At 70.6% G+C, this 21,137-nt stretch carries 20 protein-coding genes; 10 read left to right on the top strand and 10 right to left on the bottom strand.

Annotated features, from left to right (window positions below; translation table 11 throughout):
- Nucleotides 1-81: 81 nt before the first annotated feature.
- Nucleotides 82-627 (bottom strand): type 1 glutamine amidotransferase domain-containing protein, encoded by a 546-nt coding sequence (locus BLS95_RS15070; RefSeq protein ID WP_090931601.1) that lies wholly within the window; start codon nt 625-627, stop codon nt 82-84.
- 240 nt (nt 628-867) lie between these two features.
- Between BLS95_RS15070 and BLS95_RS15065 the strand changes: the two genes are divergently transcribed.
- Genes BLS95_RS15065 through BLS95_RS15045 form a run of 5 tightly spaced genes read left to right on the top strand, consistent with a single transcriptional unit; the run spans nt 868 to nt 6,610 of the window.
- Entirely contained in the window at nt 868-2,679 is a 1,812-nt protein-coding gene (locus BLS95_RS15065; RefSeq protein WP_090931600.1) for an ABC transporter substrate-binding protein, read from the top strand.
- A complete protein-coding gene (locus tag BLS95_RS15060; RefSeq protein WP_176993195.1) occupies nt 2,676-3,728 on the top strand; it encodes an ABC transporter permease in 1,053 nt (350 codons plus the stop codon). The genes BLS95_RS15065 and BLS95_RS15060 overlap by 4 nt, the downstream gene beginning before the upstream one ends.
- The gene (locus tag BLS95_RS15055) at nt 3,725-4,606 is read left to right on the top strand and encodes an ABC transporter permease (RefSeq protein ID WP_090931599.1); all 882 of its coding nucleotides are present in this window, start codon (nt 3,725-3,727) and stop codon (nt 4,604-4,606) included. The genes BLS95_RS15060 and BLS95_RS15055 overlap by 4 nt, the downstream gene beginning before the upstream one ends.
- 34 nt (nt 4,607-4,640) lie before the next feature.
- Nucleotides 4,641-5,615: an ABC transporter ATP-binding protein gene (locus BLS95_RS15050; RefSeq protein ID WP_090931598.1), complete on the top strand. Its 975-nt coding sequence runs from the start codon at nt 4,641-4,643 to the stop codon at nt 5,613-5,615.
- Nucleotides 5,612-6,610, top strand: a complete 999-nt coding sequence (locus tag BLS95_RS15045; protein WP_090931597.1) for an ABC transporter ATP-binding protein — start codon at nt 5,612-5,614, stop codon at nt 6,608-6,610. Before BLS95_RS15050 ends, BLS95_RS15045 begins: the two co-directional genes overlap by 4 nt.
- Before the next feature lie 2 nt (nt 6,611-6,612).
- Here BLS95_RS15045 and BLS95_RS15040 read toward each other — a convergent pair whose 3' ends face one another.
- The gene (locus BLS95_RS15040) at nt 6,613-7,260 is read right to left on the bottom strand and encodes a response regulator (RefSeq protein ID WP_090932032.1); all 648 of its coding nucleotides are present in this window, start codon (nt 7,258-7,260) and stop codon (nt 6,613-6,615) included.
- A gap of 85 nt (nt 7,261-7,345) precedes the next feature.
- Nucleotides 7,346-8,527, bottom strand: coding sequence for an FAD-dependent monooxygenase (locus tag BLS95_RS15035; protein ID WP_090931596.1), 1,182 nt, complete (start codon nt 8,525-8,527; stop codon nt 7,346-7,348).
- Between the two features lie 73 nt (nt 8,528-8,600).
- On the opposite strand from BLS95_RS15035, the gene BLS95_RS15030 reads away from it, so the two are divergent.
- Entirely contained in the window at nt 8,601-9,167 is a 567-nt protein-coding gene (locus BLS95_RS15030; protein ID WP_090931595.1) for a TetR/AcrR family transcriptional regulator, read from the top strand.
- A gap of 2 nt (nt 9,168-9,169) precedes the next feature.
- Here the strand turns inward: BLS95_RS15030 and BLS95_RS15025 are convergent, their stop codons facing one another.
- Nucleotides 9,170-9,808 carry a maleylpyruvate isomerase N-terminal domain-containing protein gene (locus BLS95_RS15025; protein ID WP_090931594.1) on the bottom strand — a complete coding sequence of 213 codons (639 nt, stop codon included), beginning with the start codon at nt 9,806-9,808 and terminating at the stop codon, nt 9,170-9,172.
- Between the two features lie 107 nt (nt 9,809-9,915).
- A complete protein-coding gene (locus tag BLS95_RS15020) occupies nt 9,916-10,644 on the bottom strand; it encodes a nucleotidyltransferase domain-containing protein (RefSeq protein ID WP_090932030.1) in 729 nt (242 codons plus the stop codon).
- 10 nt (nt 10,645-10,654) lie between these two features.
- Here BLS95_RS15020 and BLS95_RS15015 point away from each other — a divergent pair, with 10 nt between their 5' ends.
- On the top strand, nt 10,655-11,470 hold the full coding sequence (locus BLS95_RS15015; protein ID WP_090931593.1) for an SDR family NAD(P)-dependent oxidoreductase: 816 nt from the start codon (nt 10,655-10,657) through the stop codon (nt 11,468-11,470).
- On the opposite strand, the gene BLS95_RS15010 is transcribed toward BLS95_RS15015, so the two are convergent.
- Together BLS95_RS15010 and BLS95_RS15005 are read right to left on the bottom strand one after the other, a co-directional pair.
- Nucleotides 11,457-12,398 (bottom strand): ribose-phosphate diphosphokinase, encoded by a 942-nt coding sequence (locus BLS95_RS15010; RefSeq protein WP_090931592.1) that lies wholly within the window; start codon nt 12,396-12,398, stop codon nt 11,457-11,459. The two genes, BLS95_RS15015 and BLS95_RS15010, sit on opposite strands and share 14 nt — an antisense overlap.
- Nucleotides 12,399-12,431: 33 nt before the next feature.
- On the bottom strand, nt 12,432-13,070 hold the full coding sequence (locus BLS95_RS15005) for an HAD family hydrolase (protein WP_090931591.1): 639 nt from the start codon (nt 13,068-13,070) through the stop codon (nt 12,432-12,434).
- A 223-nt stretch (nt 13,071-13,293) separates the two neighbouring features.
- Between BLS95_RS15005 and BLS95_RS15000 the strand changes: the two genes are divergently transcribed.
- Nucleotides 13,294-15,078: an alkyl/aryl-sulfatase gene (locus tag BLS95_RS15000; protein WP_090932028.1), complete on the top strand. Its 1,785-nt coding sequence runs from the start codon at nt 13,294-13,296 to the stop codon at nt 15,076-15,078.
- Between the two features lie 34 nt (nt 15,079-15,112).
- Here the strand turns inward: BLS95_RS15000 and BLS95_RS14995 are convergent, their stop codons facing one another.
- Nucleotides 15,113-15,628: a hypothetical protein gene (locus BLS95_RS14995; RefSeq protein WP_143043708.1), complete on the bottom strand. Its 516-nt coding sequence runs from the start codon at nt 15,626-15,628 to the stop codon at nt 15,113-15,115.
- Between the two features lie 69 nt (nt 15,629-15,697).
- A complete protein-coding gene (locus tag BLS95_RS14990; protein ID WP_090931589.1) occupies nt 15,698-17,110 on the bottom strand; it encodes a purine-cytosine permease family protein in 1,413 nt (470 codons plus the stop codon).
- A gap of 233 nt (nt 17,111-17,343) precedes the next feature.
- Between BLS95_RS14990 and BLS95_RS14985 the strand changes: the two genes are divergently transcribed.
- On the top strand, nt 17,344-18,756 hold the full coding sequence (locus tag BLS95_RS14985; RefSeq protein ID WP_090931588.1) for an MFS transporter: 1,413 nt from the start codon (nt 17,344-17,346) through the stop codon (nt 18,754-18,756).
- 99 nt (nt 18,757-18,855) lie between these two features.
- A complete protein-coding gene (locus BLS95_RS14980; protein ID WP_090931587.1) occupies nt 18,856-19,161 on the top strand; it encodes a nucleoside triphosphate pyrophosphohydrolase family protein in 306 nt (101 codons plus the stop codon).
- Between the two features lie 141 nt (nt 19,162-19,302).
- Here BLS95_RS14980 and BLS95_RS14975 read toward each other — a convergent pair whose 3' ends face one another.
- Nucleotides 19,303-21,099: a bifunctional metallophosphatase/5'-nucleotidase gene (locus BLS95_RS14975; protein WP_090931586.1), complete on the bottom strand. Its 1,797-nt coding sequence runs from the start codon at nt 21,097-21,099 to the stop codon at nt 19,303-19,305.
- Nucleotides 21,100-21,137 lie beyond the last annotated feature (38 nt).

Here is a 21,137-nt window from a genome sequence, read left to right as displayed (position 1 = left end):
GGCGCGGCACGCTTCGGGCCGCCGTCAGAAATCTCCCGCGGCCCCGCCCGCCCGAGCGCCCCGGTCGGCGCTCGTCGGCCGTCAGGCCCCGAACGCGTCCGTGGCGGCCTGGCAGAAGGCCTTGAGGTCGTCCGGCCTGCGGCTGGTGACGAGCATGTTGGGCCCGGCGGTGCACACCACGACCTCCCGGTCCACCCAGGTGGCTCCGGCATTGCGCAGGTCCGTCTGCAGGCTGGGCCAGGACGTCATCGTACGGCCGCGCACCACGTCCGCCTCGACCAGGGTCCACGGCGCGTGGCAGATGGCGGCCACCGGCTTGCCCTGCTCGAAGAAGGCGCCGGCGAACCGGACGGCCTGCGGCACCATCCGCAGGAAGTCGGGGTTCGCGACACCCCCGGGCAGCACGAGGCCGTCGAAGGCCGCGGGGTCGGCGTGGTCCACCGTGTCGTCCACGGCGAACGTGTCGGCCTTGTCCAGGTGGTTGAACGCCCGGATGTGACCGGCGGCGGTGGAGACCAGCACAGGCGTGCCACCGGCCTGCTTGACCGCCTTCCACGGCTCGGTGAGCTCCACCTGCTCCACTCCTTCCGGAGCGACCAGGAAGGCGATGGTCTTGCCGTTCATCATGGGAATCCCCCTTCGGACTGCGTGTTCCCTCCCCCTTACCGGTGCCGGGGGATGTATGCCCCGCCACCACGCAGGGGTATGAGGAAGACCGGGCCGGCCGGCGGCGGGGTCAAGGGGGCTGAAAATTTACACCGCTCAAGGAAACGAGAATGAAACAATTTTCCGCCACTCGTTGACACGCGGTCTCCCTATGGTGTGGCTTTCTCTACACAGGAACCCCCGCCTGAAGGTGAGGCACGTATGAGGAAGTGGGTCGCGCGCCTGGTCGTACTGGGCGTCGCGCTATTACTAGCAGGTCAGGGCACCACCGCGGCCCTGGCGCAGAATCCGGCGGCGGGGAAGAAGATCGTTCGGGTCGGCGCGACGCAGGCCATGGACTCGATGAACCCGTTCCTGGCTGTGCGCATCGTCTCGACGCAGATCCACCGCTGGATGTACGGATTCCTGACCGTCTCCGACTCCAAGACCCTGCAGCCCAGCCCCGACCTGGCCGAGTCGTGGACCACGTCGGAGGACGGGCTGACGTGGACGTTCAAGATCCGGCAGGCCAAGTGGTCCGACGGCCAGCCCGTCACGGCCGAGGACGCCGCCTGGACGTTCAACCGGATCATGACGGACGAGGCCGCCAAGACGGCCAACGGCCCGGCGGTGGAGAACTTCGAGAGCGTCACGGCCAACGGCCAGGAGCTGACCATCAAGCTCAAGGCGCCGCAGGCCTCCATGCTGGAGAACCCGATCCCGATCGTGCCCAAGCACGTCTGGGAGTCGGTCACCGACATGGCCAACTACGACGCCGAGAAGTACCCGGCCGTGACCAGCGGCCCGTACATCGCGGTCGAGCACAAGAAGGACCAGTACGTCAAGCTGGTGGCCAACCCCAACTACTGGCGGGGCAAGCCCAAGATCGACGAGCTCCAGGTCATCTTCTACTCCAACCCGCAGGCCGCCATCGCCGGTCTGAAGAACGGTGACATCGACCTGATCGGCCGGCTCAACCCGCCTGAATACGAGGCCATCCAGAACGACCCGGACATCGTCGCCTGGAACACCCAGGGCCGGCGCGCGGCGTACCTGCAGATCAACCACGGCGCCACCACCACCGACAACAAGCCCATCGGCGACGGCCACCCCGCGCTGAAGGACCCGAAGGTGCGTCAGGCGCTGCACTACGCCATCGACAAGCAGCGCCTGGTCGCCGAGGTGCAGAACGGCCTGGCCCAGCCGGCCAACGGGTCGATCGTGCCGCCGATGTACAAGGACTTCTTCTGGGAGGCCACCGGCGACGAGAAGGTCGGCTACGACCCGGCCAGGGCCAACCAGATCCTTGACGACGCCGGCTACAAGAAGGGCGCCGACGGCGTCCGTACGATGCCGGACGGCGACCGCAAGCTGGAGTTCCGCTTCAGCATCCACACCGACACCCCGATCGAGGACAAGCTCGCCGAATACCTGACGGGCTTCTTCAAGGACATCGGCATCACGTTGACCACGAAGAAGCTGGAGTCCAGCAAGTTCACCGAGGAGACCGGCGTCACCGGCCTGTTCGACCTGGCCATCAGCGGCTGGTCGGTCAACCCCGACCCCGAGGAGGTCATGGCCACCCACCTGTGCAGCCGCAGGCCGAACGCGGCCGGCGAGGGCGGCGGCACCGAGTCGTTCTACTGCGACGAGACCTTCGAGAAGCTCTACCAGGAGCAGCTCAAGGAGCTCGACCGGCCTAAGCGCATCGACCTCCTCAAGCAGATGCAGGAGCGTCTCTACACCGACGCCCCGATCATCGCCCTCTACTACAACAACGACCTCGAGGCCTACCGCAAGGACCGGATCGCCAGTATCACCCCGATCCCCGAGGACAAGGGCCTGCTGTACGGCGGCAGCAGCTACTGGCCGTTCTACACCGTGACCGTCAAGGACACGGCGGTGACCAGCCCGGCCGGTGGCGGCTCCAACACCGGCCTCATCGCCGGGATCGCCGGCGGCGTGGTGGTCATCGCCCTGGCGGGCTTCCTCCTGAGCCGGCGGCGCAAGAGCGTCGCAGACGACCGCGAATGACCGCACCGCTGGAAGCCGCGGAGCCCGCCGTCCAGGCGGCGGGCCCCGGTGACGAGCGCCCCGTCCGCCGTGGCACGCTGCAGTACGCGTTGTCCAAGGTCGGCGGGGCGCTGTTCAGCATCGCCATGGTGATCGTCGCCACGTTCTTCGTGTTCCGGCTGCTGCCCGGCGATCCCGTGCGCAACCTGGCCCAGGGCCGCAACATGACCCCGGCCCAGCTCGACCTGGAACGCCACCGGCTGGGGCTGGACAAGCCGCTGATCAACCAGTTCTTCGACTTCGTGGGCAACACGCTGAGGCTCGATCTCGGCACGTCGTACGAGTACAAGCGGCCGGTCCTCGACCTGATCGGCGAGCGCATCGGGCCGACCCTGCTGCTGGCGGGCACCGGCCTGGTCATCGCGGTCAGTCTCGGCGTCTGGCAGGGCACCAGGGCCGGCTGGCGGCATGGCGGCCGGTTCGACCGCTTCTCCACCGGCACGTCGCTGGTGCTGTGGTCGGTGCCGACGTTCTGGCTCGGGCTGCTTCTCATGATGGTGTTCGGCGTCGGCATCGGGCCGATCCCGGGTGTGCTGCCGTTCCGGGGCATCGAGAGCGTGGACGCGCCCGACGGGTTCGCCTATCTGCTGGACGTGGCCTCGCACATGGTGCTGCCGTGCCTGACGATGGTGGCCGTGATCTACGCGCAATACCTGCTGGTCATGCGCTCGTCGCTGCTGGAGGAGGTCAGCCAGGACTACGTCACGGTGGCCCGGGCCAAGGGCCTGCGCGACGACGAGGTACGCCGTCGGCACGCGGTGCCGAACGCCCTGCTGCCCACGGTGACGCTGGTGTTCATGCGCATCGGCTTCGTGGTCGGCGGGGCCGTCACCGTGGAGACGATCTACACCTGGCCGGGTCTGGGCCAGCTCTTCTACGAGGCGATCGTGGTGCCTGACTTCACGCTCATGCAGGGCACGTTCATGTTGATCACCGTGGCCGTGATCATCATGAACACGCTGGCCGACGTGGTCTACCACCTACTCGACCCGAGGGTGAGGTCGGCATGACGAGTGTGGCCGCCGCCCGCAGGCGGCAGGCGCTGAGCCGCTTCTGGGCCGACTTCCGCAGGCACCGGGCCGGTCTCGCCGGGCTGGTCGTCCTAGTCGCCGCCGTGCTGCTGGCGGTGTTCGCGCCGCTGTTCATCGACGACAGCGTGACCAGCGTCGTGGACGCCCCCGGCGAGGAGTGGAGCGGGCCGAGCCTCGCGTTCCCGTTCGGCACCGACGAGTCCGGCCGCTCGATCCTGCTGATGGTCTGGTGGGGCTCGCGCACGTCGCTGCTCATCGGCTTCCTGGCCGCGCTGGTCAGCATCGTGATCGGCATGGTCGTGGGCATCGCGGCGGGGCACTTCCGCGGCTGGCTCAGCGCGGTGCTGATGCGCGTCACCGACTGGTTCCTGGTGCTGCCGTCGATGGTCACGGCGCTGGTGCTGGCGGCCATCCTGGGCGGCAGCACGTTCACGATCATCATGGCGATCGGGATCACCACGTGGCCCTCAACCGCCCGGCTGCTCAGGGCACAGACGCTGGCCGTCGAGGCCAGACCTTACATCGAGCGCTCCAAGGCGCTCGGCGGCGGGCACTGGCACATCACCACCAGGCACGTGCTGCCCAACGTGGCGCCGCTGCTGCTGGCCAGCACCACGCTGGAGGTCGCCAGCGCGATCGTCACGGAGTCCACGCTGGCCTTCCTCGGGGTCAGCTCGAACAAGACCTCGTGGGGCACGATGCTGCGCGGCTCCTACGACTACGGCGCCGCCACCCAGGGCGCCTGGTGGTACATCCTCATCCCCGGCCTGGCCATCCTCGTCGTCGTCATGGCGTTCACGCTGGTCGGGCGGGCTCTGGAGGCCGTGCTCAACCCCAGGCTCAGGAAGGCGACGTGAGCGAGGGAACAAGCGGAAAGACGGAGTCGGTCGCATGACTCTTCTCGAACTCGACGACCTGTCGGTGACGTACCGGATCGCCGCGGGCGAGGTGCCCGCGGTGCGCGGGGTGTCGCTGACCCTGGACTCCGGAGCGGCACTCGGAGTCGCCGGCGAGTCAGGATCCGGCAAGTCGACGCTGGCCATGGCGCTGTTGCGGCTCCTGCCCCGTGACGCGCGCGTCGGCGGCCGGATCCTGCTCGGCGGTGAGGACGTGCTCACCATGAAATGGGGCCGCATGCGGGCCGTACGGTGGGCCGAGGCCTCGATCGTGTTCCAGGGAGCCCAGCACGGGCTCAACCCCGTGCGCCGGGTCGGCGACCAGATCGCCGAGCCGCTGCTCGTGCACGGCCAGGCCAGGCCGGAGGCGGCCCGCAAGCGCGTGAGCGAGCTGCTCGAACAGGTCGGCCTGCCCACCTGGCGGGCCCGCAGCTACCCGCACGAGCTGTCGGGCGGGCAACGGCAGCGGGTGATGATCGCGATGGCGCTGGCCTGCTCCCCGCGGCTGATCATCGCCGACGAGCCGACGACCGCGCTCGACGTGATGGTGCAGGCCCAGGTCCTCACGCTGATCAAGGAGCTGGTCGCGGAGCACGACATCTCACTGCTCATGATCTCGCACGATCTGTCGGTCCTGGCCGACGTGTGCGACCAGCTCGCGGTCATGTACGCCGGCCGCGTCGTCGAGCACGGGCCGTCCGGCGAGGTGTTCCACGACGCCAGGCACCCCTACAGCCGGGCACTGGCCGCGGCCTTCCCGACAGTGGGGGACCCGGCCTCGCGCATGGCGCCCAAGGGCCTCGGCGGCGACCCGCCCGACCCGATGCGGCTTCCCGGCGGGTGCGCGTTCCATCCGCGCTGCCCGGTGGCACTGGAGGAATGCGCGTCCCTGGACGTGGCGCTGTGGCTGGCGGGCCCCGGCCGTACCGCCGCGTGCGTGCACGTGAGGGAGAAGGAGGGGGCCTCATGACCGAGACGCGAACCACCGAGGAGGCCCCGGCCACCACGAGCCCCAGCCTGCTGGAGGCGCGGGACCTGCACGTGGAGTTCCCCTCGCGCGGGCGCCGCGCCCGTGCGGTGGACGGCGTGAACCTCGCCATCGGCGAGGGCGAGATCGTCGCGCTGGTCGGCGAGTCGGGGTGCGGCAAGACCACGCTCGCCCGGACCCTGCTCGGCCTTGAACGCCCCACCTCGGGTGAGGTGCGCTACGGCGGCGCGGCGCTCGACTACGGCAGCAAGGCGCTCAAGGCCTACCGGCGGCAGGTGCAGCTCGTCCTGCAGGACCCGACGGGCTCGCTCAACCCCCGGCACACGGTCTACGAGGCGGTCGCCGAGGGGCCGCGCATCCACGGCCTGGCGGACGAGCGGGAGGTCGTCTCCACGGCCCTGTCCAGGGCCGGGCTGCGGCCGCCCGACCGGTTCTTCCTGCGTTACCCGCACGAGCTGTCCGGCGGCCAGCGGCAGCGCGTGGTGATCGCCGGGGCGCTGGCGCTGAACCCGCGGGTGCTCGTCGCCGACGAGCCGGTGGCCTCGCTGGACGCCTCCGTCCGGGGCGAGATCCTGGCCCTGCTGCTCCGGCTCCGGTCCGAGCTGGGCCTGTCGGCGCTGGTCGTCACGCACGACCTGGGGCTGGCCTGGAACATCGCCGACCGGGTGGCCGTGATGTACCTGGGCAGGATCGTCGAGTCCGGGCCCGTCGAGCAGGTGCTGACCGCGCCGCGGCACCCTTACACGCAGGCCCTCCTGTCGGTGCTGCCCGAGTCGCCCGAGCGGGTGGTGCTGACCGGGGAGCCGCCGGACCCGACCAGGATTCCCGGTGGCTGCCGGTTCCACGCCCGCTGCCAGGTGCTCGCCTCGGGGCGGGCGGCCGAGGCCGGGGTGGACGGTAAGTGCCGATCGCAGCCGCTGGACGTCCTGCCCGCCGTCCCGGTGGCCCAGGCGGCCTGCCACTACGCGGAGATCTGAGGTCAGCCCAGGTCGGCGTCGTGCACCAGGATGGCGGCCTGGACGCGGTTGGCCAGGCCCAGCTTGGCGAGCACGCGGCTGACGTGCGACTTCACCGTGGCCTCCGTCAGGCGCAGCTCGCGGCCGATCTCGGCGTTGGACAGGCCGCGGGCCACGGCCCTGATCACGTCCTCCTCCCGTCCGGTGAGCCCGGCGAGCTGCCTGCGGGCGGCCTCCGCGCGGGAGGGGGCGCGGTCCGCGTACGAGGCCAGCAGGCGCTTGGTCACCGACGGGGAGAGCATGGCCTGGCCGCCCGCGACCGTGCGCACGGCGGCGGCCAGCTCCCGCGGCGGGGTGTCCTTGAGCAGGAACCCGACGGCGCCCATGCGCAGCGCCTCGTGCACGTATTCGTCCAGGTCGAACGTCGTGAGCATGACCAGCTTCGGCGGGTCCGGCCGGGACAGCAGCCGGGAGGCGGCGGCCAGGCCGTCCATGACCGGCATGCGCACGTCCATCAGCACCACCTCGGGCCGCAACCGCGGCACCGCCGAGACGGCCTCGGCGCCGTCGCGGGCCTCGCCGACGATCACGATGTCGCCGGCGGCCTCCAGGATCAGCCGGAGCCCGGACCGGACGAGCTCCTCGTCGTCCACGACCAGCACCCGGATCACGCGGACCCCCTGCACAGCATGCTCATCAGCGTAGGGGGCCGGCATGAACGGGGGTTACGACGAAAGTAGCAGCCGCCGGTCGCGGTCACCGGGCACCCGGGTAGTCCTTGAGCGTGATGGCGTTGGCGGCGGTGTGGATGGGGCCGGCGATCCGCTCGATCATGCGGTCGCGTCCCGGCAGGTGCGGGAGCAGCCTGATCATCAGGAGCTGGAACCGGAGGGCCGCGCGTGACCCGATGACCATGCCCTTGACGTTGGCCGGCCCGAGGGCCTGGTTGGCGGTCACGAAGGGGCGCATCTCCCGCTCGTACGCGTCCGTCCCGCCGCCCGAGGCCAGCTCGCCCGCCAGCACGTACGCCCCCACGAGCGCCAGGCTGGTGCCCTGCCCCGAGGCGGGCGAGGCGCAGTAGGCCGCGTCGCCCACCAGCACGACCCGGCCCGCGGACCAGCGGTCCATGTGGATCTGGGAGAGCGAGTCGAAGTAGAAGTCCTCGGCGCCGCGCATGGCGTCGAGCAGCGCGGGCACCTGCCAGCCGGAGCCCGCCATGGCCCGGGCCACCAGCTCCTTCTGGGCGGCCGGGTCGCGGTGGTCGTGGGCCAGCGGCTCGGAGGACCACATGAACAGCGCCTTGGCGTTGGTGTCCTGGCGGGTGCTGTAGACGTTCGCGGTCCGGCCGGGGGCGGCGTGCACGGCCTCCTCGCGGTCGAGGCCGAGCGTGTTGGGGACGGTGCAGATCGAGATGTAGTAGCCGAGGGCGCGGGCGAAGCGTGACTCCTCGCCGAAGGCGATCCGCCTGGTGTTGGAGTGCGCGCCGTCCGCGCCGATGACCAGGTCGAACCTGCGTGGCAGGGAGCGTTCGAACGTGACCGTGCCGTCCTCGGCGATGCCGGTGACGGAGTCGGCGAAGACGTATTCGACCTCGTCGCGGGTCAGGTCGAACAGAAGCTCGTTCAGGTCGCCGCGCATGATCTCGACGTCGTCGCCCGTGCGCCCGCCGAACAGGTCGGCGTCCATGGTCGCGACCGGCCGGCCCTTGGCGTCGTAGTGGGTGGCGGTCCGCATGTCGGTGCTCCGGGCACGCACGGCGTCCAGCAGGCCCATGCGCTCGATCACCTGGAGTGCCGCGCCGCGGATGTCCACCTTGTAGCCGCCCGTACGGATCGCGGGGGCGCGCTCGACCACGGTCACCGTGTAGCCGTGCCGCCGGAGCCAGTAAGCCGTCGCGGTGCCGGCGATGCTCGCGCCGGAGATGAGGATGTTCTTCATGGCGTTGACAGTACATACGTCTCAGACGCTTGTCTAGTACGAAGTTTCAAGACGATTGTGCTACTCTCCGAGCATGGGAAACCGGGAAGATCTGCTGGCCGGGGCAAAGCGGTGCCTGATCGAGAAGGGCTATTCGCGCACCACGGCGCGTGACATAGCCAACGCCTCCGGCGTGAGCCTGGCGGGCATCGGATACCACTTCAGGTCGAAGGAAGCGCTGATGAACGAGGCGCTGTTCGAGGCGATGCGGGAGTGGGGCGACGACCTGGCGGCCACGCTGGTGGCCGACGTCGACCCCTCGGCCACCCCGCTGGAGCGCTTCGAGGCCGCGTGGGACCGGGTGGTGGAGTCGTTCTCCCGGCTGCGGCCGTTGTGGGTGACCCAGTTCGAGCTGATGGGGCAGATCGACCACCTGCCCGAGGTGCGCGAGCAGCTCGGAGGCGCCGTCAAGGAGGCGCGGCTGGGGCTCGCGGAGCTGTTCTCCGGGATCGAGCCCGGCAGCGACCCGGAGCGCGCACGGCTCACGGGGACGGTCTACCAGGCCATGCTGACGGGGTTCCTGTCACAGTGGCTGCTCGACCCGGACAGCGCGCTGTCGGGCCGTGAGGTGTCCACGGCCCTGCGCATGATCGTTTCCTGACGCTAGAAGGCGCTTATCGTGGCCGGGGCGCGTTCGGCCCGGCTCAGCGTGCGGATGACCGCCGTCGGCCCGTGCCGGTGCACGGCCAGCCGGGCCAGCAGCTCGACCACGGGCTCGATCACCGGCGCGGGCAGCTCGGGAGTCTCGACGCCCACGCTGGAGGCCAGGTCGTCGGAATGCACGACCAGCTCCACCAGCCGGGTGAGCAGGAAGTCGTCGAGCCGGAGCGACCAGCCCGCCCACGGCAGGTTGACCACCCGGTCCGCGGGCTCCGTGGGCAGGGCGGCCGTCAGCTGGTCGAGCAGCCGCTGCGCCTTCTCGACCAGGGTCGCGGCCCCGTCGGCGGCGGCCGCCTCGCCGCCCCGCCTGACGCTCACGTTGCTCTCGTGGTCGAGGCCCGCCTGCACCCACGGCGACCGCGAATAATGCTCGATGAGCCGGATCGGCGCGTGCCCGTCCTCCTTCGAGGCGAGCACGTCCGCGACCCGGACGAGTTGATGAGCCAGGTGCCCCGCCAGCCCCGCGACGCTGAACTCCGTGAGCGCACTCGGCTTGTGCCAGGCCGAGCCCACCGCGGGATCACGCAGGAGCGAGACCGCCGACGTCGCCGCCACCAGATAGGACTGCCTGATTTCCCCCATTGCCGCCCTTCCAGGATGTCAGGTGGTAATTCGGGCCAAGACTATCCCCCGTAATGGGCGCACGCTTGTACGTTCTACCTAGTGAGACGGGCGGCTCGCCGCCCCGCTCAGGTCAGCGCCTTCCTGATCGCGGACCGGATGAACGTCCGAGCCAGCCGCCCCCTCCTGAACCGGCTCAGCACCGGAGCCGGGGTCCCGTACCTGCGGGCGCGGACGTCGGCCACCACCGTCTCCGGCGCGCCCAGTTCGGCCAGCACGTCGAGGGCCTCGCGCTTGCTGATCAGGCGCCCGTCCCGCAGCGTCACGGTGGCCCTGGCGACCGTGATCATGCCCAGGTCCACCCACACGTCGCGCAGCCACCGCCGCCGCCCGCGGGTCTTGTCCAGCCAGAAGTCACGCAGGTCCGCGCGTACGTACGCGGCCAGCTCCGCGTCCGACACCGGCGGCAGCAGCCCGGCGGGCGGCGGCCCGTACAGCACCCGTCCGGCCTCGTGCAGCTCGCGCCGCGTGACCGCGGTGACGGGGCGGCGGTAGATCTCCTGGTGTGCCCACGTCACATGCTCGACCGCGGGGTCGTCCAGCTCCTGCCTGGCCAGGTAGGAGCAGTGCAGCCGCCTGGCCAGCGGCGGGTCGAGCGAGCGGTGCAGGGCCTTGATCCGGCGCCACTGCTCCATCGTCACGGGCGAATCGACGATGGCGACGAGGTCCAGGTCGCTGCGGCCCTCCTGGTAGTCACCGGCCCCGAGCGACCCGTGCGCCCACAGCGCCACCAGGGGAACGGCCGGCTCGACGCCCTCGAGAAATTGCCTTAGCAGGCGCTCCGTCGCTGCGTGCATGATGGCCACTATGATCGATACACACCTGACAGGGAAAGTCGCGCTGGTCACCGGCGCCAATCAGGGCATAGGCGCGGCCACCGCGACGGCCCTGGCCGCCGAGGGTGTGGCGGTCTTCCTCACCTACAAGCGCCTCCCGCCGCTGAACGAACCGGCCTATCCCGCCGCATACGACCAGGCCCGTGCCGCGGACGCCGGCGACGTGGTGCGGCGCATCCGCGCGGCGGGCGGCACCGCCGAGGCCGTGGAGGCCGACCTGGCCGACCCGCAGACCCCCGGGGCCCTGTTCGACCAGGCGGAGCAGGTGCTCGGCCCGGTGCAGATCCTGGTCAACAACGCCAGCGGCTGGCTCAGCGACACCTTCGCCGCGCAGGAGCGCGACGGGTTCGGCCGCCCGCTCAGGCCGGTGGCCGCCGAGACGTACGAGCGCCAGTTCGGGGTGGACGTACGGGCGCCCGCCCTGCTGATCTCCGAGTTCGCCCGCCGGCACATCGAGCGCGGCGCCGACTGGGGCCGGATCATCGGCCTGACCTCCGGCGGCCCGCAGGGCTTCCCCACCGAGGTGTCCTACGGCGCGGCCAAGGCCGCCCAGGAGAACTACACGATGTCCGCCGCGCACGAGCTCGGCCGGTACGGCATCACCGCGAACATGGTCCACCCGCCCATCACCGACACCGGCTGGATCAACGAGGAGGTGGCGAAGCTGGCCGGCACCGGCACCCCCTTGCGATCCGTGGGCCGGCCGGAGGACGTGGCCGAGGTGATCACCTTCCTGGCCTCGCACCAGGGGCGCCGGGTCACCGCGCAGGTCGTCAGGATGTACTGAACAGGGCGCTCACCGACTCGCCGTCGTGGATGCGGCGCATGGCCTCGGCCAGGGCGGGCGCGATGGACAGCACGGTGAGCTTGTCGCCGGCGTCCGGGGGCGGCGGCACGGTGTTGGTGCAGACGATCTCCTCGACCTCGGGCCGCGCGCTCAACCGCTCGATCGCCCCGCTCGAGAACAGCCCGTGCGTGCAGGCCACCCGCACCGAGCGGACCTTGTGCTCGCGCAGCCGGTCGAGCAGCTCCAGGACGGTGCTGCCCTTGGCGATCTCGTCGTCCAGGATGATCACGTCCTTGCCCGCCACGTCGCCGATCACGGAGCTGATCACCACGCGGTCGTCGGGGAAGCGCTGCTTGGCGCCCATGGCGACGTCGGTGCCGAGCAGGCGGGCGAAGTGCGCGGCCTCCTTGGCGTTGCCGAGGTCGGGGGAGACGACGACCGTGTTGCCCAGGTCGTACCGGTTGAAGTGCGCGGCCAGCTCGCGCAGCGCGTGCAGGTGGTCGACCGGGATGCTGAAGAAGCCGTGCACCTGCGGCGAGTGCAGCGTCATCGCCAGCACCCGGCTGGCGCCGGCGGCCACCATGAGGTCGGCGACCAGCCGCCCGCCGATCGAGATGCGTGGCGCGTCCTTCTTGTCGCTCCGGGCGTAGGCATAGTGCGGGAGCACGACGGTCGTCCGGGCGGCGGACGCGCCGCGGGCCGCGTCGAGCATCAGCAGCAACTCGACCAGGTGCTCCTGCACGGGCGGCACCAGGGGCTGGATGAGGAACACGTCACGCTCCCGGCAGTTGGCCTGGAGCTGGACTTCGAGCACGTCGTTGGCGAAGCGGTGGACCTGGACCGGGTGGAGAGGAGTGCCGAGGTGCTTGCAGATCTCCTCAGCCAGATCCGGGTGGGCACTGCCGCTGAAAACCGTGATATCTCGCACGCTTCCGTAAGCATAGCCACCCGTGGCGCTTTTTCACGAGAGCGACTCGACGGTGAAGGCGCCGAGGTCCGGCAGAACGCGCCAGGCCAGGGCGAGGGCGTCCGGCGCGGGCGGGTAACGGGGGTGGGGCACGGCGACCACGCGCATGCCCGCCGCGTGCGCGGAACGCAGCCCGTTGCTGGAGTCCTCGACCGCCACGCATTCACGGGGATCGACCTCCAGCCGCCTGGCCGCCTCCAGATAGCCGTCGGGGGCGGGCTTGCCGCGCGGGACCTCCTCGGTGGACACGGTGGCCTCGAAGCACTCCGCCAGCCCCGCCGCGGCCAGCACCGTGTCGATCAGCGAACGCGGCGACGAGCTGGCCAGCCCCAGCGTGACCTGCCCGGACAGGCGCCTGACCGTCTCCACCGCACCCGGCATCAGCGGCACCGCGTCACGGTAGCGGGCGGCCATCCGCTCCACCACGGCGCTGGCGATCTCGCCGGCCGGCATCGCCACCCCCAGCGAACCGAGGTAAGCGGCCCACTCGGCGGTGCTCATCCCCATGAGCCTGGACTGGGTGTCCGGCTGCCAGGTCCCGCCGTGCTCGGCGACGAACGCCCGCCGCACCTCCTCCCACACCGGCTCGGAGTCCACCAGCACCCCGTCAAGGTCGAACACACAAGCCCGCATGACCTTCGCCTCCCCACCCACTCACTCGCCGAAGCCGACCACCGACCACCGACCACCGATCACCGACCACCGATCACCGTCGCTTCTCGTCGCGGACGGAGTCTCCGCGAGGATACGTGACCAGCACCCTGCCGCCCCCGGGGCGCTGTCCCTATTGCCCGAGTCATGCTAATCGGGGCCTTTGTTGGGCTTTCTGGGTCAGATCCCGGGCATGCGGCTCGACATGGCAGACCTTCCATTCGGCGACAGGCGCGACTTCGAGGACGCGGACCGCGGCTTCCTCGCGAAGCTCGACCCGACCGTGATCAAGACGGCGGACGGCAGGGTGGTCTGGGATGACTCCTACGGATTCCTCCGGGAGGACTGCCCGGAGACGGCCCACCCCAGCCTCTGGCGCCAGGCCCAGTTGTGCGCCCGGCACGGCCTGTACGAGGTGTGCGAGGGCATCTACCAGGTACGCGGCCTGGACCTGACGAACCTGACCCTGGTCGAGGGCGAGCGCGGCGTCCTCGTGATCGACCCGCTGCTCTCCACCGAGTGCGCCGCCGCCGCGCTCAAGCTCTACCGTGCCCACCGCGGAGACCGCCCGGTCACCGGCGTGATCTACACCAGCGCGCAGGCCGACCACTACGGCGGCGTCCGCGGCGTCACCGACGGCGCCGTGCCGGTCCTGGCCGCCGCCGGCTTCATGGAGCACGCGGTCGCGGAGAGCCTCCACGCGGGCCCGGCCATGGCCCGCCGCTCCGTCTACCTGCACGGCGTCGCCCTGCCGCGTTCCCCCGAGGGCCACCTCGGCTGCGGCCTGGGCCTGGCCGCCTCCACCGGCACCACGTCGCTCGTGCCGCCCACGCTGGACATCGCCCGTACCGGGCAGGAGGAGCTGATCGACGGCGTACGGATGGTCTTCCACCCCGGCGCCCTCGCGGAGACGAGCCTGCTCCTCCCTGACCGCCGTGCCCTCTACCTGGCCGACAGCGCCGGCCGCGGCCAGCCCGACCTCCTCCCGCCACGCGGCGCCGCCGTGCGCGACGCCCGCGCCCGCGTGCGTCACCTGACCGAGGCCATCACCCTGTTCGGGGGGCGCGCCGACGTGGCCTGCGCCGCGCACTACTGGCCCCTGTGGGGCCGCGACAACATCGTGGGCTTCCTCACCCGGCACCGCGACCTGTACGCCTACCTGCACGACCAGACGCTGCGCCTGCTCAACAAGGGCCTGACGGGACCCGAGATCGCCGAGACCCTGCGCCTGCCGCCCGAGCTGGAGCGGTGCTGGCACACGCGCGGCTACCACGGCTCGGCCGGTCACAACGCCAAGGCCGTCTACCAGCGCTACCTGGGCTGGTTCGACGGCAACCCGGCCCATCTGTGGGAGCACCCGCCACGGGAGAGCGCGATCCGGTACGTGGAGTGCCTGGGCGGGGGAGCGGCGGTGGTGGCGTTCGCCCGGCGCTACATCGACGAGAACGACCTGCGCTTCGCCGCCCAGCTGCTCAACCACGCCGTCTTCGCCGACGAGGGCAACAAGGAGGCACGCGACCTGCTCGCCGAGGTCTACACCAGGCTCGGCCACGGCGCCGAGAACGGGACCTGGCGCAACTTCTACCTCATGGGCGCGCTGGAGCTGGCCGAGGGCATCGTCCCGGCGACCGCGGGCACCGCCTCGCCGGACCTCCTCGCCGCGCTGACCGTGGAGCAGATCTTCGAGTCGATCGCCATCCGCCTCGACGGCCCGCGCGCCTGGCACGAGCGGCTGTCCATCGACTGGTACGTGACCGACCTCGGCGAACGGCACCGCATGACGCTGTCCAACGGCGCGCTGATCCACCAGGCGAACCCGCCCGACGAGAGCGCGGACCTGACGCTGAAACTGACCAAGACCCAGCTCGTCGGCCTGCTGACGGGCAAGGGTGTGGAAGGCGTGGAACGGGCGGGCAGCACGGCGGCACTGCAACGGCTGATCGCCCTGCTCGACCGCCCCACCCCCGACTTCGCCATCGTGACCGCCTGACCCGGGGACGGGGACCCCCGCCACGGGGGACGCGCTACGCGTCGGCCACCCGACCGGCCCGCTCGTCGGCCGGGTGGCCGGCACGTTCGCCGGCCTTCCCCGTGGTCCTCAGCGACTTGCACGCCAGCACCAGCAGCGTCGTCGCGGCGGCCGCGGCACTGGGCCCCACCAGCAGCGGCATCGACACCTCCCCCGCGTGCCAGACGGCCATCAGGGTCGCCGCCAAGGTCAGCACCGTCACCCCGAACATCGCCAGCCACACCGGCATGAGATCCAGATACACGAACAGCAACGGCAGCGCCAGCCACACGAACGGCGGCGCCACCGAGGCCAGCGCCATCCACCCGTCGGTCACGAGGACCAGCCAGGCGCCCCGGAGCCACGGCTGCTTGAGGGCCGGCCCCACGGCGTACGCCAGCCCGAGCACCAGCCCGCACAGGGCCTCGGCCACGCGGCCCTCGCCCAGCACGGCGACCACGGCGATCACCAGCAGCAGGCAGGTGGTCACATGCACCACCCACCGCAAGAGCCGCAACGGAATATCACTCATCAATTACGAACAGTAACAATCGTCCGGCGGCAAGGCGAGAGGCCCCGGAGCCCAACCGGCGTCAGACGGTCAGCGGGTCTCGGTGCGCGGCCCGGTGAAGGCGGTGAGCACGAAGTAGAGCGCCCCTGCCAGCACGAGCGCGACCACGACGCCGATGTTCGCCGCCCCGAACGTGCCGGCCGCCAGTTCGTCGCTCATCAGGAAGCCGAGGACCTTGGCGATGTTCGGGTCGGCCGAGGTGATCAGCCCGAGCCCCACGACGGACGCCACCACCAGCGACACCAGCCCCGGCCAGTGGAGGACGGGCCCGCCCGCCCGGAGCAGCCGCTCGTCGTAGGCCCGGCCGCCGGCCCGCAACCGCCACATGTCCACCAGGAAGATCGCGACCCAGGCCGCCATCACCACGCCGACGATCGCCAGGAACGCCTGGAAGGTGGCGAGGAAGCTGGTGGAGACGAACAGCAGGTAGTAGCCGCCCAGCAGCATGAGCACCCCGTCGATCAGCACCGCGTAGTGCCGCCTGACCGGCACGCCGAGCGCCAGCATCGACAGCCCCGACGAGTAGATGTCCATGATCGCCCCGGCCAGGAACCCGCCGATGGCGGTCAGCAGGTACGGCAGCAGGAACCACGTCGGCAACGCCCCGGCCAGCGCCGCCACCGGGTCGCCCGCCGCGGCGTCGGCCAGTCGCGGATCCCCGCCCGCCAGCAGCACCCCGAACACCAGCAGGACGATGGGCGGCAGCGCGCCCCCGAGCGTCGTCCACCAGGCCACGGACCGCGCGGGCGAGCGGGCGGGCAGGTAACGGGAGTAGTCGGCCCCGCAGTTGACCCAGCCGAGCCCGAGCAGGGTCATCGCGAAGATCACCCCGCCCAGCCAGCCGCCGGGTCCCGCCGTGGTCTCCAGGTCCCCGCCGAGCCTGGGCGCCATGAGGATCATGTAGACGACGGTCAGCACGACGAACGCGTACGTCAGGTACTGCTGCACCACCATGATCATCGCGTGGCCGTACACACCGATCGCGATCACCACCACCGCCGCGACGGCGAAGCACACGGCGGTGGCCGTGGTGGCCGGGATGCCCGGCGCGATCCGCCCGAGGATGGCGGCGCCGCTCTGCGCGGAGAGCGTGACGAGCACGATCTCCCAGCCGACGTTCGAGATGTAGGAGAACGCGGCGGGCAGCTTGTTGCCCTGATAACCGAACGGCGCCCGGCCCAGCGTCATCGTCGGCACCCCGGATCTGGTGCCGCCGATCGCGACCAGCCCGACCAGCAGGAACGACAGCACGTACCCGACGGTCCCGACGATGATCGCCGGCACCACGCCCAGCCCGAGCCCGACGATGTACACGCCGAACGCGACCCCGAACAGCGACAGGTTGGAGCCCGCCCAGGGCCAGAAGAGATCCCTCGGCCGCCCGTGGCGCTCGGCGGCGGGGACCGCGTTGATGCCGTTCTGCTCGACGGTCATCGTATCCATGTGCGGACATTACCCGGGTTTGGTGCAGAAAAGAACTCTTCCTGCGCTGTTGACCTCTTCAGAGGCGACGCCACGCCGTCGAGCGTGATCGCTGCCAGGGGGGCGCGTGAGCAAAGAAATGATTAGGGGCTTATATTTCATGACTTGGCGGGAACCATGAGCGCCATGCGGTGGTCGTACCGTCTTCTGCTGCCGTGGCGCGGGTGAGGAGGAGCGACGGAGAAAGTGCCGTGATGGGGACGTCCGGAGTCGACACGCGGAAGCGCGCACTGGCCGTGTGCCTGACGGCGGCGTTCATGACCGGGCTGGACGTGAGCATCGTCAACGTGGCCCTGCCGTCGATCCGCACCGCGCTGAGCGCCTCGGACGACGGGCTGCAGTGGACGGTGTCCGGCTACGCGCTCACGTTCGGGCTCCTGCTGGTCCCGGCCGGGCGGCTGGGGGACGCGCGGAGCCGGCGGACGATCTTCATGTGGGGTGTGGCGCTCTTCACGCTGTCCAGCGCCGCGTGCGGGCTCGCCCCGGCGATCGAGGTACTGATCGTGTCCAGGCTCGTGCAGGGCATGGCGGCCGGGATGCTGAACCCGCAGGTCTCGGGGCTGATCCAGCAGATGTTCCTGGGGTACGAGCGGGGCCGGGCCTTCGGCGCCCTCGGGGCCACCATCGGCGTGTCCACGGCCGCCGGGCCGTTGATCGGCGGGACGCTGGTCACCGCGTTCGGCGCCGAACACGGATGGCGCTGGGTGTTCCTGGTGAACGTGCCGATCGGGCTGGTGCTGCTGCCGCTGGCTTGGAAGCTGCTCCCCGCGCCGCAAGTCGTGCACCGGCGACAGCAGAGCATGGACCCGCTGGGCGTGGTGCTGCTGGGAGTCGGCGTGGCGGGGGTGCTGCTGCCGTTCATCCAGCGGAACCAGTGGGAAGGGCCGGCCAAGTGGCTGCTCGTGCCGGGGGCGCTGGCGGTGCTGGGAACGTTCGTGGCATGGGAGCGGTCCTACAAGCGGGAGCCGCTGGTCACCCTGGCGCTGTTCGGCAAGCGTTCATACCGGCTGGGGACGGCCATCGCGTTCTTCTACTTCTCCGGGTTCACCGGGATCTTCTTCATCTACACGCTGTACCTGCAGAGCGGGGAGGGCTACAGCCCGCTGCTGGCCGGGCTCTCGATCACGCCGTTCGCCCTCGGCTCGGCCACGGCCGCCATGATCGGCGGGCGGCTGGTGTCGCGGATGGGGCGGCGGCTGGTGGCGCTCGGGCTGACCACGGTAATTGTCGGGCTCGCGGCGACGATGGCGGCCACCGCCCTGGTGCCCGGTCACGGGGTGGGGCTGGCGACCGCACTGCCACTGCTGGTGGCGGGGGTGGGCAGCGGTCTGGTGATCTCGCCCAACCAGGCCATCACCCTGTCCGAGGTGCCGCCCGCGGGCGGGGGGAGCGCGGCGGGGGTGCTGCAGACCGGGCAACGGCTGGGATCGGCCATCGGGATCGCGGCGGCGGGCTCGACGTTCTTCAGCTCGCTGGGGGAGGGCTGGGACACGGCGTTCCGGCACGGGCTGTCGGTGGTACTGGTCTCGATCTTCGTCGCCCTGCTGGCCGCCCTCTGGGACCTCTACCGCACTTACCGCTCTCCGCAGGATCGGGGGTCGGTGTGAGCGGAGCCACGTTTCGGACGTCCCTCCGACCACGTTGGGTGATGGAGGGGGGACGGTGGGCGGCCGGGAAGTGTCGGTCGCGGTGCCTAAGCTGCCCGCATGGACCTACGCGAGCTCGCCGCCGAGATCGAGCCCACCTCCAGTCGCTACGCCCAGCAGTTGGGCATCGAGCGTGACGACACATGGTTCCTGCTCAAGCTCCAGGAGGAGCTGGGGGAGCTGACCCAGGCGTTCCTGATGCGCACCGGCCGGGCCAGGACCAAGGGCCAGACCGCGGAGGAGCTGGATCTCAACTTCCGCTCAGAGCTGGCCGACGTGCTGTGCCACGTGGTGCTCATGGCCCACCACCACGGGGTGGACCTGCAGACGGAGATCGAGCGCAAGTGGCTGGCCTGGGGGAGTTGAGGCGGGCGGTGCCCGGGTCGGGCCGCCCGCCGGTTCACGTTTCGCCGTTACGGCGCCCAGCCCCGCACAGGGTCAGAGGGCGTCTCCCTGGAGGGCCCTCAGCCCTGTGCGGTGGGTGGGGTTTGGTTGGATTTGGAGCGCTCAGCCGACCACGGTGATGCGGTTGGTGGCGGGCGGGGCGATCGGGTTGTTCTGGCCGAGGTGGTCGACGAAGGCGTCGATGTCCAGCGGCCCGCTCCACAGGTCCGTGCCGTCCCGGAAGCCGACGAACGCGTCGCCCCCGCCGACCAGGAAGTTGTTCGCCGCGACCCGGATGGACTGGGTGTCCGTCACCGGCACGCCGTCGATCTTCATGTCGGACACCTTGGAGCCCCAGGCGGCGCCGCGGTTGTAGGTGTAGGTGAAGTTCGCCGAGGGCTGGAGGATCTTGGTGAACGCCTGGTTGTTCGGCCCGCCGGTGAACTGCTGCTCCAGCACCGTCTTGAGCTGGGCGCCGGTCAGCGTGACGACCTGCATGAGGTTGTTGAACGGCTGTACCTTGAACGCCTCCCCGTACGTGACGACGCCGTCACCCTCGCCGGCCGACGAGCCGGCGTACGTCAGATTGTCCCGTACCCCACCCGGGTTCATCAGCGCGATCTGGGCGTTGCCCCCGGACTTCGTGGCGGCGAGCTGGCCGTCGGCGATGAGGTCGCCCAGCGACGACTCGCCGGACGGCGCGGCCGCGTTCGTGATGTCGGCGCTGATCGTGCCGATCTTCTTGTTGGCGACGGACGCGACGCGGTCCTGCCACGTCTTCACGAACGACGAAATTTCGGGATCCGGGGTGACCGTCCGGGTCACCACGTGGTTGTCCGCCACGACCGAGGCCCGGTCGATGTCCCGGGTCTTGACGTTCACCTGCAGGTCCACCTGCGTGATGACCCGCCCGAACGAACCACCCTGCGAGAACAGGCGGTCGTGACCCGCCGGGTCCTTGACCTTGCACACGTACGCCGAGTGCGAGTGCCCGCTCAGCACGACGTCGATCTCGGGGTCCACCTGGGTGGCGATGCGGTTGCCCGCTCCCGGGGTGGCGCTGCAGGCATCCGGCGACTTGCCGGCTTCGGCCTGGTCACCCTCGTGCACCAGCACGACCTGGGCCCGCACCCCGAGCAGCTTGAGCAGCTTGGAGGCGACGTTCGCGGCCTTGACCTCGTCCACGAACTTGAGGTCCTTGATGCCCTCGCTCGTGACGATGCTGGGCGTGGTCTGCGTGACGAGCCCGATGAACCCGATCGGCATCCCGTTCATCATCTTGATGGAGACCGGCGGCAGCGCGGGCACGCCCCAGTCGGACAGGAGCTGCTTGACCTGCTTGTCCTGCCCGAGCGCGGCGAGCGCGTCGGTGCGCTCGTTCGGGTTCTTGAAGAGCACGTTCGCCCCGACGTAGTCGAACTTCGCGCCCTTCCACGGACCCGCGGGCGAGCACCCGTCCACCGGGTGGCAGCCGCCCTTCATGATCCGCCGCAGCTCGCTGTAGCCCTCGTCGAACTCGTGGTTGCCCACCGCGGCCACCTTGAGCCCCAGCTTGCCCATGAACTCGACCGACGGCTCGTCGTGGTAGGCGGCCGAGATCAGCGGCGTCGCGCCGATCAGGTCGCCCTGGGCGACGGCGATGGTGTTCCGGTCGGTAAGTGCCTTCATGTGCGTGGCCACGTAGGCGGCCCCACCGGCGTCGACGGTGTTGCCGTTCTCGTCCACCATGCGGCCGGAGGAACCGGTCGGGGGCTCGAGGTTGCCGTGGAAGTCGTTGAGGGCGAGCAGCCGGACGGGCACGGTCTTCTGGGCCTTGCCCTTCGGGTCCTTGCTCGCGTCCGCGGGGAGGGTGGCGAGCATCACTGCACCCGCGGCTACGGCTCCGGCCAGAGTCAGCCGGAGGAGGGAACGAGACGTCATGAAGCAGACGTTACGGGGGCAACCCATGCATCCAATGT

This window comes from Nonomuraea jiangxiensis, assembly GCF_900099965.1.
GTDB classification, from domain to species: domain Bacteria; phylum Actinomycetota; class Actinomycetes; order Streptosporangiales; family Streptosporangiaceae; genus Nonomuraea; species Nonomuraea jiangxiensis.
The sequence above is the reverse complement of the archived record's forward strand: the minus strand, read 5'-3'. Positions and strand labels throughout refer to the sequence as shown.